Source organism: Kaistia sp. MMO-174, from assembly GCF_037147815.1.
GTDB classification, from domain to species: Bacteria; Pseudomonadota; Alphaproteobacteria; order Rhizobiales; family Kaistiaceae; genus Kaistia; species Kaistia nematophila.
The window spans coordinates 601,481-615,807 of record NZ_JBBCUO010000003.1 but is presented as its reverse complement, the minus strand read 5'-3'; the positions used below and the strand labels follow the sequence as shown (position 1 = coordinate 615,807).

Sequence of the window (14,327 nt, the reverse complement as noted above, 5' to 3'; positions counted from 1 at the left end):
TGCTTTTCCTCGCTTACCGATACGACAGCGTCTCGGGCGAGCGGGGCGAGGTCATCGCGCCGAGCACGAAGGCGAGGTTGGCGGCGGCGACGAGCGAGGCGGCATGCGCGTCCGCCTGCGACTGGCGGGCGTCGAGCAGGCCGCTGTCGGCGATCGTCGCGGCGGTGATCGTGCCGAGGCCGTTCTCATAGGCGCCCAGCGCCGCGTCATAGGTGACCGCCGCCGCGTCCGTCAGCTTGCTGGCGGCGCGGTAGGAGGCGAGCGCCGAACGCAGCGTGTTGGCGGCGACCACCATTTCGCGCACGGCTTCCTCCTGCGTCTTGGCGAAGGCGGCGCGGGCGACGGCGGCGCGCGATTCCGCCGCCTTCAGGTTGGCGGCGCGCAGGCCGCCGTCATAGATCGGCATGGTCGCGCCGACGAGCACGCCGGCGCCGGAGGTCTGCTGGCCGATGGTCGGCAGGCCGGCCGCGTCGAACCCGGTGGTTCCCGTGCCGGCGACGCCGGCGAGGTAGACCTTCGGCGCGAAATCGGCGGTGGCGACGCGGATGCCGGCCTCGCTGGCCTTCATGTTGGCGTAGCTCGCCAGCACGTCCGGGCGGCGCGCGAGCGCCTGCTGGATCATTTCCTCGGTCGAGATGTCGGTCGGCGCGGGCAGGCGCCGGCGGCCGGAGCCGGCGACCTTGATGCTGAGGGTCGGCGAAACGCTCATTGCTGAAAGCAGCGCCTGGTAGGCGTCGCGCTCCTGGCCGGTGGCGACGACCTGGCGCAGCTCGGACTGGGCCACCTGCTGGCGCGCCTGCGCCACCTCGACCGAGGTGGCGATGCCCTTCTGCTCGCGCGCGACGGCGGCGTCGAGGATGGCTCGGCTGTTGCGGAGCGACCGGGTCGCGACCTCTGTGCGCGTCTGCGCGGCGCCGTAGCGGTAGAAGCTCTGCGTGACGTTGAAGATCAGCGCCTGGTGCGCGCCGTTGAAGGTGACGTTCGCAGCGGTCAGCACATGCTTGGCGACGTCGGTCGCCGCCTTGCGCTGGCCGAAGTCGAACACCAGCCATTGCAGCGCCACGGTCGACGACACGCCGGTGACGGTCGTCTCGATGTCCTTCTGGACGCCGAGGATGTCGATCGGCGTGGTGTTCTGCTGGGCGCCGCCGATGACATTGGCGGAGATGGTCGGCAGGAAGGTGGATTCGGCGATGCCGACGGCGAGCGCTGCCTGCCGCGCCTGCTCCCAGGCGGTCCGCGTCGTCGGATTGTTGCGCTCGGCGAGGTCGATCAGCTCCGGCAGCTGGTACACCTTGCCGGCGCGCACTTCCGGCGCCGGCGGCATGACGGAGAGCTCGGGATTGCCCTGGACGGCGAAATCGCGCGAGCCGGACGGCGCGGAAGCGGGCTGCGGCAGCAGGCTGACGCCGGTCTTGCGGCCCTGCTGATAGGGTTCGTTCGGCGAGGCGGGCGCCAGTTGCTCGGCATATTGCGCGCAGCCCGCCAGGAGGGCGAGCAAACTGGCCGTGGCGGCGAAGCGGAAGCTCGCTCGGGCGCGTCGACGCGGTCGGGTGGGGCTCGCCATCATGCCTCAGGTTACCAGTGCGTTCTCGATTCGGGCTATGTGTTCCGACGTCGGATCGTGCGGCGGGGCCGACGGATCCGGCGTTGGTGTTCCTTCCGCTGCGAGCGGCTTCGCGTCGGCGATCGCCTGTGACAGACGCTTCAGCTGCGCGGCCTGGGCAGGATCGGCGCCATCGGCCAGGAAGAGGCCGGCGGCAAGCGGCTCGGCCTCGGCCAGCACGGCCTCGAAGCGGCGCATCGCCGCCGGCTCCGGACGCAGCGCCGCCGGTTCGTAGCGTGCCCAGGCGAGCTGGTCCGCGGCATGCCGCAGGTCGGCGACCGCCGCAGCCGCCTCGTTGACGCGGGCCCGGTTGTCACCCTGCGGCATGTTCGCGAGCCGCGCCAGCCCCGCGAGCGCGCTCGACAGCCCGGCGCGCACGCCGACGACGACGCCGACGGGCCAGATCCGGGTGAAGATCAGGTAGACGAGCAGGTTGCCGAGCAGGATGCCGACGATGCGGTCGCGGGCGGTGCCCATGTCGAGGCTGGGCTCGAAGCCCTGCAGCACGGTGAGCAGGAAGGCGAGGCCGATCTGAACGCCGCCATAGGAGATCCGCTCGCTGCCGGAGGCGACCCAGGCGGCCGGAAGCAGGCCGACGAACACCAGGATCATCAGTCCGCCGACGCTGGTCAGGTTGGGAATGACGAACAGGATGGCGCCGATGCCGAGGGCGGCGCCGATCAGGCAGCCGATGATGCGCAGCGTCAGCTTGTGCACCGTCTCGCCGGTGGTGCCGAGCGAGGCGACGAAGCAGGTGATCATCGCGGTGTGGATGCCCTGCCAGTCGATGCCGGCATAGACGATGTAGGCGATCATCGCCGCGAGCGTCGTCTTCAGCGCGAAGCGCTGGTGGTCCGGATTGCTGAGCGCGTCGGCGGCGAAGAACGGCTCCTGCGGCATCGCCGGCCAGGCCGGATCGGGATCCGCCATCTCGCGCAGCGCTGTCCAGGCGGCGGCGAACGCCGCATCGTCCGTCGCAGTCGGCACGTCGGGCGCCGGGATCACGGCCTTGGCGGCGATCGCTTCGGCAACCTTCCGGCACTGCGCGGCGAGCCTTTCCCGCTCATCGGCGGCGATTGTCGGTGGCAGCGCCGACACGGCGAGCATCAGCGCGTAGCTCTGCTCGATCGCCTGCGCCAGCTGGTTCGTCGTCCGCTTCGGCACGTAGTGCAGGATGCGGGTCAGCAGCGCGCGCTGGTCATGTTCGGCATTGCCCTCGCTCAGGAGTTCCTGCAGCCGGGCGCGGCTCGCCGCGTCGTGCCTGAGCAGGTGCTGCTCGGATGCCTCGACCCGTTCGCGCCACGTCTTGCGCAGCAGGCGCGACGGTTTCCAGCCGAGCACCATGTTGAAGCAGAGCATCAGTGCCATCGGCATCGTCACCATCTGCCAGGCGTAGAGCAGGCCGCGCGTCACCACCTCGCCAAGCGGCGCGGCGCTGACGAGGGTGAGCGCGAAGGTGATGACCAGCGCCATGTCGGAGCCGAGGTCGCCGAGCTTGCTGACGGAGCCCAGATAGACGAAGGCGAAGGAGGCGAGCGCCATCACGGCGAGCCTCAGGAACGGCACCTCGATGGTCCATCGCGTCAGCACGAAGACGAGCGCGACGAACACCGTGACCAGGATGGTGGCGCCGATCGCCAGCACGATGTTGGTCGAGGCGTCGGGCTTCATCAGGTAGATGATCAGGTAGCAGCCGATCGCCGGCTCCGGGATCTTGTAGATCATGGCGACGGCGGCCACGAGCGCGCAGAGCAGCGAGATCCGCCAGGTCATGCCGAACCGGCCCTCGAAGGGCTGCACGTCGGCGATGAGCTGGTGAAGCCGGGGCGACATCGGGCTAGCAGCGATCGGCGCTGTGGATGGTGGCGAGCGCCGAGGCGCCGACCCGCATCAGGTCCGCCGGCGGGTTGTCGAGCAGGATGCGGACTGGGAAGCGCTGCGAGATGCGCACCCAGTTCAGCGTCTTCGGCACATAGGGCAGGCTGCGCGGGATCGGCAGGATCTCTTCCGAGCTGACGCCCCAGCCGATGCCGACGACTCGGCCCTTGAGCGGGATCGCGCGGTTGGCCATCACATGGGCAGTGACGCAGGCGCCGACCTCGATCTGGCGCAGTTCGGTCTCGCGGAAGGCGGCGGTGACGAACCACTGCTCGGTATCGATCAGCGTGAACACCGACTGGCCCGTGATGACGAACTGGCCGGTCGAGACGGTGAGGCCGGCGACGAGACCGTCATGCGGCGAGCGCACCTCGGTGTCGGCGAGATTGCGCTCGGCGAGCGCCAGCGCCGCGCGCCGCGCCGCCACCAGCGCCTCCGCGCCGTCGAGCGTGCTGACCAGCGCGTCGGCTGCCTCGCGCTGCGCTAGCGCCTGGTTCAGGCTGATCGTCGCGTCCCGCTTGGCGGTGGCCGCATCGTCGACCTGCTGCGCGGTGACATAGCCCTTCGGGCGCAGCGCGGTCAGGCGCGCCAGCGTCTGCGTCGCCAGGTCGAGATTGACGCGGGCGCGCGAGATCTGCTCGCTGGCGATCGCGGCGTTGGAGGTCTCGGCGCGGATCGTGCGCTGCTGGGTCGAGAGCGCCGCCTCGGCGATCATCAGGTCGGCCTTGGTCTGCTCGACGGCCAGGCGATAGGGGACCGGGTCGATCGCGAACAGGAGGTCGCCCTTTTTGACGCGGCTGTTGTCCCGGACCGCGATGTTGATGATCCGGCCCGGCACCGTCGAGGCGATGTTGACCAGGTTGGCCTGGATCACCGCGTCCTCGGACATCGGGTTCTGTTCGTTTTCGCGCAGGTATTTCCAGCCCAGCGCGCCGGCGCTGGCGATGATGACGATGGCAACGACGCCGCCAAGCGCCTTGCCGAGAATACCGGGCTTGCTCATCGTCAGCGTCCGAAGAATGCGAGGGAAGTGGCGAACGAGATGCCTGCCGCCAGGCAGACATAGACGAACAGCCGCAGCGGCAGCCGGTCGTCGAGTCCGATCAGGACGAACAGGACCCGGACCACGACGGCGCCAAGAATGCCGATCGTGGCGCAGAGAAGCCAGGCCGGGAAATACGCCCCGAACAGGGGAATGGACGGCGCCTCGCTCGCGACGCAGCCGCTCAGCACGATGGCGGCCAATGGCGCCAGGCGAGCGCGGGACACAAATCTCATGAGACGCCAGCCCCCGATTCCGAGCGCGGCGGCTCGTGACTAATCTATTGGTACGCTTACCGTTCCGGATCGCCCGCTGCAACCTGCGGATGTTCGAATGCGGGCTGCGCCGATACGTTTTTGCCGCGGGTGTTGCTGCGAGAAAACGTCGCGAGCCGGCTCCGCATTCCCGAGGCGGCGGCGGGAAGCGATCCTAGCCGACCGCGCGTTCGCGGATCACTTCGATGCCGGAGCCCGGCGCGCCATAGCCGCGCTCGACCAGCGAGCAGCGCCAGTTGCCGGGCTCGCCCTCGATGCCGAAGAGATTGTAGCGGCCGGCCGGCTTGTGCCCGCCGGGCGCGTTGGCGGCCGAGGGCACGCCGATCACCGGCACCGGTCCGTCCGGTCCCTCGAGGCTTTCGAAGCTGTCGATGTGAGTGTGTCCGTGCAGGATCAGTTCGGCGCCGACTTCCTTGATGATGGCGCGGATCCGCCCGGCGCCGACCAGCCGCTTGTGCCAGCCGGTAGCCTTCTTGAACGGCGGATGATGGATCAGCACGACGCGGTAGAGGCCTTCGCCCCTGGCGCGGATCAGCATGTCGCGAAGCGCCGGCAGGGCCTGGGCCTCAACATGGCCGGTCGCCATGAAGGGTGCGGAAGCGCGGGCGCTCGAGACGCCGATGATGGCGGCCGGACCGCGCCGGCGCAGGTAAGGGAAGGTGACGCGGCCGAGCGCCAGTCCGTCGTCGCCCGTGACGTAGGGCGCGTAGAGCGCAAGCGCCTTGGCGAGCGCGCCCGGCACATAGGCGTCGTGATTGCCGGGCACGAAGGAAACGTCGTGCGGCGCGCCGACCGCCTTCAGCCATTCGCTGGCTGCGATGATCTCGCCGGGGAGGGCGATGTTGACCAGGTCGCCGGTGACGGCGATGTGGTCCGGGTGTCGCGCCAGCATGTCCTCGATCAGCCCGGCCAGCACTTCGCCACCCAGCGAGCGGACGCGGTTGCGCTTCCAGTTGACGTAGCCGATCACCCGCTTCGAGGCGAGTTCCAGCGTGCGCGGACGCGGCAGGGGGCCGAGATGCGGATCGGAAAGATGGGCAAGCACGAACATGGCATCCGGCTTAGCGAAGCGCGGAGCCAGCGTCCAGCCGCCTGGCTCTACAACCAGAGCGTTTAGAATGCTCCCGAAAAGCAAACGGCGCCAACAAGGGGCGCCGCCGGCGGGGCTATCCGAGCCTCCCGCCTATCTGAAGGATAGATGGTGGCCGGATTGTCCCGTCGTTAGGGGTGTGGACGCGACCCAGCCATGTTTGGCGCGCATGGCGTCTCCCGGCGGCTTGCCGTTCCGCCTGTTCGGCCTATGCTGCCCCGAATCTGGATCGATCCCGCATGTACTCCGTTCTTGCCCGTCTCGGCTCCCTTGTCGCCCCCGTGGTGCGCGGCATGACCCTTGGCGTGCGCGGCGCCTGCTTCGATGCGGACGGGCGCGTCTTCCTCGTCCGCCACAGCTACATGCCTGGCTGGTATTTGCCCGGTGGCGGCGTCGAGCGCGGCGAGACGGTGGAGGAGGCGCTGGTGCGGGAACTCCGCGAGGAGGGCGGCATCGAGCTCGATGCGGCGCCGTCGCTGCACGGCGTCTATCGCAATCCGAAGCGGCCGCGCGACCATGTGCTGGTCTATGTCTCCTACGCCTTCCGGCGGCCCGCTCCGCCGCTCTATCCCAATCGCGAGATCGCCGAGGTGGGCTTCTTCGATCTCGGCGCGCTGCCGGAGGCGGCGACACCCGCGACGCGCCGCCGGCTGGCGGAGATCGCCGAGGGTGTGCCGGTGTCGCCGAATTGGTGATTGCCGAGGTCGGCGACCCATGTTATTGCGCCTTCACCTGCGACTTGGAACCGAGCATGAAGCCGCGCCTTCTCCTGCTGCGACGACGAACCGACGGCCGTGACCTCGTGTCACGCGATGCCGTTCGCTCGCCTGTCCCCGGGACCTGCCGCACCTGACCGCCGGCAGCCTCGGTCGGACGGTGCCATGCCCTTCCGACGAGACGCATTCCATGAAGATCGATTCCTTCACCGTCCTGGCCGAGCAGCCTGCCGACGATCCCGCCATCGAGGCGCTGCACGAGATTTCGTTCGGTCCCGGTCGTTTCGTCCGCGCCGCGTCGCTGCTGCGCGAGGGCGTGCCGCATGATCCCGAACTGTCCTTCGTGGCGAAATCCGGCGAGCGGCTGATCGGCTCGGTGCGGCTGACGCCGATCCGGATCGGCGGCCGGCCGGCCATCCTGCTCGGGCCGCTGGCCGTCGTGCCGGAATGGAAGGGCAGGGGCGCGGGCAAGTCGCTGATGCGCACCTCGATCGCCGCGGCACGGGAGGCAGGCCATGAAGTCATCCTGCTCGTCGGCGACGAACCCTATTATGGTCCGTTCGGGTTCCAGCGGCTGCGGCCCTACCAGATCACCCTGCCGGCTCCCGCCGACCCGGCGCGCGTGCTGGTCTGCCCGCTGACCGACGACGCGCTCGAAGGCCTCGGCGGCGCGGCCGAGCGCGCGGCGTAGGGAAGTCCCTCACACCGCCCTTCTCCCGCAAGCGGGCGAAGGGACGAGCGCCTCCGGCTCAGGACGGCCGGCGGGCCTCGGGCCGAAAAGTCCTCGCTCGCTTGCGGGCGAGGGTTGGGTGAGGGCCTTGCTACGGGAAAAGCCTACCGCCCTTCGCGGTACCAGGTCGCCGCCATGACGCCGAGCAGGGCGGCGAGGCCGAGGAAGCCGGAGAACAGCGGCCAGCGGTCGACACCCCTGAGCACTGACGCGTCCGTCATGCGGATTCCCATCCAGTCGCGGCCGGCCATGGCGCGGCCCGGGCGCACCGGCACGATGCGCGGCGTATCGAGCTTGCCGTCCGCCGTCACCATGCGCGCCATGTGGCCACCGGTCGCGTCCACCACGGGCTGCAGCTTGTCGAAGCTCGACAGCACGTCGGTGAATTCGCGCGGATTGGCCGGGCCGACATGGGCGAAGGCCCGATGCTCGCCGTCCTCGACCCGCCACAGGCCGATCTCGTCGGCCGGCATCTCGCCATGGAAGCGGCCGGGCGCGTCGGGCGCGAGCGTCAGCGTCCTGCGCGCGCCGGAGGGGGCGATGACCGTGACCGGGCCGATCGTCTCCTGCATGGTCTGGCGGTCGATGACGAGGGTGGCGCCGCGCGCCGTCGCCCGCAGCGCCTCTTCCTCGAGGTCGGGCTCCTTCATCAGCCAGTGCGCCAGCCGGCGCAGCAGGTCGACATGCGGGCCGCCGCCCTCATAGCCGCGCGCCCACAGCCAGACCTGGTCGGACAGCATCAGCGCCACCCGGCCCTTGCCCTCGCGGTCGAGCACCAGCAGCGGATCATCGTCGACGCCCTTCAGGATCGTCTCGCCGCTCGGCTTGTCGACCTCGATCTGGCGGAACCAGCGGCTCCAGCGGGGCGGCTCGGTGTCGGCGCCTTCGAGGCCGCGGGTGACCGGGTGGCGGCCGCCGAGATCGGTGACGCGCGGCAGGAAGGGCTTTTCGATGACGCGGCCCGTTGGCGCCGCCGGCAGCACGTCGGCGAGCGGCGTGTTCCAGAGACTGTCGTCCGAGGCGTAGTCCGGTCCCGAGGCGACGAGCAGCGCGCCGCCGTCGCGGACATAGCGGGCGATGTTGTCGAAATAGATCGTCGGCAGTACGCCGCGCTGGGCGTAGCGGTCGAAGATGATCAGGTCGAACTGGTCGATCTTAACCGAGAACAGCTCGCGCGTCGGGAAGGCGATCAGCGACAGTTCGTTGATCGGCGTGCCGTCCTGCTTCTCCGGCGGGCGCAGGATGGTGAAGTGGACGAGGTCGACCGAGGCGTCCGACTTCAGCAGGTTGCGCCAGATCCGCTCGCCGGCATGTGGCTCGCCCGAGACCAGGAGCACGCGCAGGTTTTCGCGGATGCCGTCGATGACGGCGGCGGCGCGGTTGTTGACGGCGGTGAGTTCGCCCTCGAGCGGGGCGGCCTCGAATTCGTAGATGTTCTGTCCCGCGTGGCCGATCCGGATCGGGAATCGGTTGATCGCGCCCGGCGTCACCGTCTCGGTGGCGAGCGGCTCGCCGTCGAGGCTGATGGTGACGCGGACCGGGTCGTTGGAGGGGGCGCCCTGGTCGATGACGCTGTACTCGATCGTCTGGTTCTCGTCGACGATGGCGAAGCGCGGCGCCGAGCGGATCACCATCTGGCGGTCGCGCTCGTTGTCGTGACCGGAAATCAGCGCATGCAGCGGCGCGCCGCCGAAGGGGGAGTTCGGCGGCATCGGCACGTCATGCACCTCGCCGTCGGTCAGCATGACGACGGCGCCGAGGCGTTCCGGCGCGACGTCGGCGAGCGCGGCCGAGATGGCCGAGAACAGTTCCGTGCCGTCGACGGGCGCGCCGCCGGTCTTGCCGCCGGCCTCGATGACGCGCAGATCGAGGCTGCGCAGCTCGCCGAAGCGCTTTTCCAGCGCCGCACGCGCTTCCTCGGTCATCCTGGCGCGGCCGTCGAGATCCTGGCTGGCGCTCTTGTCGACGACGAGCGCGACGACGGTGGGGAGCGGCTGCCGATCCTCGGCGAGCAGGACGGGGCCGGAGAGGGCGGCGAGAAGGGCCGCGAGTGCCAGCAGGCGCAGCCAGCCGCCGCGCAGACGCCGCAGCAGCAGCGGCGCCACGGCGAGAAGGCCGAGGACGGCCACTGCGACCAGCCAGGGCAGCGGGATCAGCGGCGCGAAGGTGATCGACCAATTCACTGGCCCAACCTCTCAAGCAGGGCCGGCACATGGACCTGATCGGCCTTGTAGTTGCCGGTCAGGGTGTACATGACGATGTTGATGCCGGTCCGATAGGCCATCTCGCGCTGGCGCGGGTCGGGCGGCACGGTCGGCACCAGATAGCGGCCGTCGGGATCGGTCGCCCAGGCGGCCGCCATGTCATTCTCGGTGATCAGGATCGACGAGACGCCGTCGCCGGGTCGGGCCGGGCGCTGGGCCGCGTTCGCGTCGGTCTCGGGCGGCGACGCTTCGACCCAGAGCGGGCCGCCGCTGTAGCGGCCGGGAAAGTCCTCGAGCAGGTAGAAGGCCTTGGTCAGGACGTGGTTGCCGGGCACCGGTTCGAGCGGCGGGATGTCTAGGCCGGAAAGCATGGCGCGCAGCCGCTCGGCCGCCGGCGTGCCGCCGAAGCCGGTCGAGCCGGGCGCGCGGTCGAGCTCGTCGCGGGTATCGAACAGGATCGAGCCGCCCTGCTTCATATAGGCGTCGATCTTGGCGAGCGTCGCCGAGGAGGGCATAGGCGAGGCCGGGTCGATCGGCCAGTAGAGCAGCGGGAAGAAGCTCAACTCGTCCTTCTCGACGTCGACGCCGAGCGGATTGTCCGGCTCCATCGCGGTGCGGGCGGAGAGCGCCCGCGACAGGCCGGCGAGGCCGGCCTCGCTCATGTCGTCGATCTCGGCATTGCCGGTGCGGACATAGGCGAGGCGCGACTTGTTCACCGCGTCCATGGCGAACTGGTCGCTCGCCGCATCGGCGCGGGCCGGCGGCGGGGCAAAAGCGTGCGCCAGGGTTAACAGGAGGATAACGGAAGCGGTCGCGTGACGGCGCACCCGCAGGCCGCCGTTCAGCCACAGCACGGCGAGCGCGTCGGCGACCAGGCAGACGAACGCCGCGAGCAGCAGCCAGGGCGACAGGTCGGTCGGCGCCGTGGTCGGATAGGGTCGGAGCTCGGCGCCGGTCATGGCGCCGACGTCGAGCGGCGGCAACGTTGCGTCGGGCGCCAGCACATTGATGGCGCGGAAGCCGTCCTCGCCGCCATAGAGGCCGGGCGGATGCTCGCGGCTCGGCTCGACCGGGGCGCCGGACGCGGGCAGCGGCCGGGCCATCGGATCGCTCGCGACGAAATGGCCGAAGCCGTCGAGCAGCCGGTAGGGCGGCAGCGTCGCGCCCGCCGATCCCTCGACCGTCTTGGCTGCATTGTCCTGCATCAGGGGCACAGAGGCGAAGGCGGAAATCCGGCGCAGCATCTCCACGAAGGTGCCGGAGAGCGGCAGGTTCGACCAGCTGGAGTCGGCGGTGACGTGGAACAGGATCAGCCATCCCTTGCCGAGCGGCGCGGCGGTTACGAGCGGCGTGCCGTCGGCGAGCGCCGCCCAGGTGCGGGTGGGCAGGTTGGCGTCCGGCTCGGCCAGCACCTGGCGGCGCACCTCGATATCCGGCGCGATGGCGAGCCCGGCGAACGGGCTGTTGGCGGAGAAGCTGGCGAGCGGCTGCGGCGTCGACCAGGACAGGCTGCCGCCGAGCACGCGGCCGCCTTCGCGCAGGCGCACCGGGATGAGGTTGTCGGCCTGGGCGCTGGCCGCGGCGAGGCGCGGCCCGGCGAAGCGCAGCAGCGTGCCGCCCGCCTCGACCCAGGTCGCGAGCTTGTCCTCGACATCCGGCGTCAGCGTGCCGATGTCGGCCATGGCGATAACAGCCGAGCCGCCCTCGATCATCTGCGGCACGGCGAGCGCCGCATTGGCGTCGCGCGGCTCGATCACGTCGGCGAAGGGCTGCACGGCGCGGCTGATGTAGTAGAGCGGCGACAGCAGCGGCTGCGCATTGTCGCTCGACGCGCCGGAGATCAGGCCGATCCGCCGGCGCTTGAAGCGATCGTCGAGCAATTGCACGGCGCCGGCCGTCTGCTGGCCGGCGATCTCGACCCGGACGATCTCGTTGCGCAGCTCGGCCGGCAGGGTGAAGACGGCGTCGGTGCGCTTTTCGCCGGTCTTGAACGCGAATGGCGCCTCGCTGACCGACCGCCCCTTCATGTCGCGGGCGACCAGGGTGCCGCTGCCGACGGCCTCGCCGTCGCCGCGCAAAACGCTCAGCGTCAGCGCGTCGGCGGTGGCGACGGGGGCGGCCAGTCCGAGCAGGGACTTGCCGTCGCGGCCATAGATCGTCACCGGCGCCTTGACCGAGGTATCGAGGAAACGGCCGAACGCCTCGGCATCGCTGCCGCCAAGGCCATTCGAGAGCCAGGCGACGCCGCCGAACGCCGCGGCGGGCGCGGCCGATTGCAGCGCGGCGGCGATGGCGGCGCGGTTGGCCGGATAGGGGCGGGGCACCAGCGCGTCGAGGCGGGCGCGGATGGCGGCGGCGTCGGTCGGCGTGATCTCCTGGTTCGGCGGCTCGGCCGTCGCGATCAGCCCGACCGGCCGGCCGGCGCTCTCGGCCATCGTCACGATGCGGCGGGCCGTGTCGATCCGGGTCGTCCAGTCGCGCGCCGAAGCCCAGTCGTTGTCGATGACGACGAGCAGGGGGCCGGAGCCGGGCACGCTTTCGCCGGTCGGGCGCCAGATCGGCGCGGCCAGCGCCAGGATGACGAGCGCGGCGAGCAGCAGCCGCAGGGCCGTCAGCCACCACGGGCTGCGCGAGGGCTGTTCGTCGCGCGGCGCTATCTCGGCGAGGATGCGGGTCGGCGGGAAGCTCTCGAGGCGTGGACGCGGCGGCGTCAGCTTGAGGAGCCACCAGATGGCCGGCAGCAGCACGAGCGCGGCCAGAACCAGGGGCGCACCGAAGGCGAGCGGCAGGCCGGCGATCATGGCCGGTCTCCCTGCGTCGTGCGCGTGGAAAGGCGCGCATGCAGCGCCAGCAGCGGCTCGGTCGCCGGGCGGTCAGTGCGATGGGTCAGGTAGCTCCAGCCGAGCCGGCGGCAGGTCGCGGCCAGCGTCTCGCGGCGGGCCAGAAGGCGGTTGCGGTATTCCTCGCCGATCTGCTCGGCGCGGCCGATCGTGTAGAGCGCGCCGGTCTCCGGATCGCGAAACTCTGTTCGTCCGGCATAGGGGAAGATCTCTTCCACCGGATCGCGGATCTCGACCAGATGCACGGTCGCGCCATGGCGGGCGTAATCGGCGAGTCGGGCCTCGATCTCGTCGATCGGATCGAGGAAATCGCCGATCACGACGAGGTCGGCGAACCGGCCAAGCCGCATGGCGGAGGGAAAGGCCGACTGTTCGGTATCGAAATGCATCAGCGTTTCGGCCAGTCGCTCGGCCGCATTGCGCGCCAGGATCGGATCGCTCAGCCCGAGCAGCCCGATGCGTTCGCCGGCGGCGGCCAGCAGGTCGCCCAGCGCCAGCAGCAGCACGACGGCGCGATCGCGCTTGGAGGCGAGCGCGAGCTTCGAGCGGAAGTCCATCGAGCGCGACAGGTCGGCGGAAAGCCAGACGGTGTGGGCGGCTTCCCACTCGCGTTCGCGGATATAGAAATGATCGTCACGCGCGGAGCGGCGCCAGTCGATGCGGCCGGGCGCTTCGCCCGCCACGAAGGGACGGAACTGCCAGAACGTCTCGCCTGGACCGGCGCGGCGGCGGCCATGCCAGCCGGCCAGAACCGTGGTCGCGACGCGGCGCGCCTCGACGAGCAGATCCGGCAGGCTGGCCGCCAATCCCTTGGCTTCAGCCAGATTCGTTCCGACACGACTGGATGTCTGCACGGAAGCGCGTGCTTCGTTCAAAACGTCACCCGATTCGTGACTTGAGGGTCCCGATGACATCGCGCACCGAGAGGCCATCGGCCCGTGCCGCGAAGCTCAGGCTCATGCGGTGCTGCAGCACCGGTTCGGCCAGCGCGATCACGTCGTCGACGGAAGGCGCGTAGCGCCCGTCGATCAGCGCGCGGGCGCGGACGGCGAGCATCAGCGCCTGGCTGGCGCGCGGGCCCGGCCCCCAGGCAATGACGCCGGAGAGCTTGCTGTCCGCGATTTCGCCCGGACGTGCCGAGCGAACCAGATTGAGGATGGCCTCTACGACGCTTTCGCCGATCGGCAGGCGGCGGACCAATTGCTGGATCGCCTTCAGCGCTTGCGCGTCGGTGATCCGCTCCGCGACCGCGTCGCTGGCGCCGGTCGTCTCGAACAGCATGCGCCGCTCGGCGTCGCGATCGGGATAGAGCACGTCGATCTGCAACAGGAAGCGGTCGAGCTGGGCCTCCGGCAGCGGATAGGTGCCTTCCTGCTCGAGCGGGTTCTGGGTCGCGAGCACATGGAAGGGGCTCGGCAGGTCGTAGCGCTGTCCGGCGACGGTGACGTGATATTCCTGCATGGCCTGCAGCAGCGCGGATTGCGTGCGCGGGCTGGCGCGGTTGATCTCGTCGGCCATCAGGAGCTGGCCGAAGACAGGGCCCTTCAGGAAGCGGAACGAGCGGCGGCCGCTTTCGTCCTGGTCCATCACCTCGGAGCCGAGGATGTCGGACGGCATCAGGTCGGGCGTGAACTGGACGCGGCGCTCCTCAAGGCCGAGCACGATGCCGAGCGTCTCGACCAGCTTGGTCTTGGCGAGGCCGGGCACGCCGACGAGCAGGCCGTGGCCGCCCGAAAGCAGCGTCACCAGCACGCGCTCGACGACGGCTTCCTGGCCGTAGATCACCTTGCCGATCGCCTCGCGGGCCGCCTTGATGGTGGCGACCGCCGCGTCGGCTTCCGCGATCGTGCGTCCCGGATTGATGTCGGCGATGGAGGTCTGATTGAACGCGCTCATATCGGCCCATATAGTTTCGGTTACGGTCGCGACGAGATCGAGTGACTCGA

At 70.1% G+C, this 14,327-nt stretch carries 11 protein-coding genes; 2 read left to right on the top strand and 9 right to left on the bottom strand.

The window, feature by feature from the left end; all coding sequences use genetic code 11:
- Window positions 1-13 precede the first annotated feature (13 nt).
- From WFK98_RS14900 to WFK98_RS14880, 5 genes are all read right to left on the bottom strand, one after another.
- A complete protein-coding gene (locus WFK98_RS14900) occupies window positions 14-1,567 on the bottom strand; it encodes a TolC family protein (RefSeq protein ID WP_336800769.1) in 1,554 nt (517 codons plus the stop codon).
- A gap of 6 nt (window positions 1,568-1,573) precedes the next feature.
- Window positions 1,574-3,439 (bottom strand): FUSC family protein, encoded by a 1,866-nt coding sequence (locus WFK98_RS14895; RefSeq protein ID WP_336800768.1) that lies wholly within the window; start codon window positions 3,437-3,439, stop codon window positions 1,574-1,576.
- 4 nt (window positions 3,440-3,443) lie between these two features.
- On the bottom strand, window positions 3,444-4,487 hold the full coding sequence (gene mdtN, locus WFK98_RS14890) for a multidrug transporter subunit MdtN (protein WP_336800767.1): 1,044 nt from the start codon (window positions 4,485-4,487) through the stop codon (window positions 3,444-3,446).
- Between the two features lie 2 nt (window positions 4,488-4,489).
- Window positions 4,490-4,762: a YtcA family lipoprotein gene (locus WFK98_RS14885; RefSeq protein ID WP_266340798.1), complete on the bottom strand. Its 273-nt coding sequence runs from the start codon at window positions 4,760-4,762 to the stop codon at window positions 4,490-4,492.
- A 193-nt stretch (window positions 4,763-4,955) separates the two neighbouring features.
- Window positions 4,956-5,852, bottom strand: a complete 897-nt coding sequence (locus tag WFK98_RS14880; RefSeq protein ID WP_336800766.1) for a metallophosphoesterase family protein — start codon at window positions 5,850-5,852, stop codon at window positions 4,956-4,958.
- 278 nt (window positions 5,853-6,130) lie between these two features.
- Here WFK98_RS14880 and WFK98_RS14875 point away from each other — a divergent pair, with 278 nt between their 5' ends.
- Together WFK98_RS14875 and WFK98_RS14870 are read left to right on the top strand one after the other, a co-directional pair.
- Window positions 6,131-6,586: an NUDIX domain-containing protein gene (locus tag WFK98_RS14875; protein ID WP_336800765.1), complete on the top strand. Its 456-nt coding sequence runs from the start codon at window positions 6,131-6,133 to the stop codon at window positions 6,584-6,586.
- 211 nt (window positions 6,587-6,797) lie between these two features.
- Complete coding sequence (locus tag WFK98_RS14870; protein WP_336800764.1) at window positions 6,798-7,298, top strand: GNAT family N-acetyltransferase; 501 nt, start codon at window positions 6,798-6,800, stop codon at window positions 7,296-7,298.
- A gap of 143 nt (window positions 7,299-7,441) precedes the next feature.
- On the opposite strand, the gene WFK98_RS14865 is transcribed toward WFK98_RS14870, so the two are convergent.
- Genes WFK98_RS14865 through WFK98_RS14850 form a run of 4 tightly spaced genes read right to left on the bottom strand, consistent with a single transcriptional unit; the run spans window position 7,442 to window position 14,277 of the window.
- A complete protein-coding gene (locus tag WFK98_RS14865) occupies window positions 7,442-9,520 on the bottom strand; it encodes a hypothetical protein (protein ID WP_336800763.1) in 2,079 nt (692 codons plus the stop codon).
- Window positions 9,517-12,342, bottom strand: a complete 2,826-nt coding sequence (locus WFK98_RS14860) for a DUF4159 domain-containing protein (protein WP_336800762.1) — start codon at window positions 12,340-12,342, stop codon at window positions 9,517-9,519. Before WFK98_RS14860 ends, WFK98_RS14865 begins: the two co-directional genes overlap by 4 nt.
- A complete protein-coding gene (locus WFK98_RS14855) occupies window positions 12,339-13,295 on the bottom strand; it encodes a DUF58 domain-containing protein (RefSeq protein WP_266340792.1) in 957 nt (318 codons plus the stop codon). The genes WFK98_RS14860 and WFK98_RS14855 overlap by 4 nt, the downstream gene beginning before the upstream one ends.
- On the bottom strand, window positions 13,261-14,277 hold the full coding sequence (locus WFK98_RS14850) for an AAA family ATPase (protein WP_336800761.1): 1,017 nt from the start codon (window positions 14,275-14,277) through the stop codon (window positions 13,261-13,263). The genes WFK98_RS14855 and WFK98_RS14850 overlap by 35 nt, the downstream gene beginning before the upstream one ends.
- Window positions 14,278-14,327: the final 50 nt, after the last annotated feature.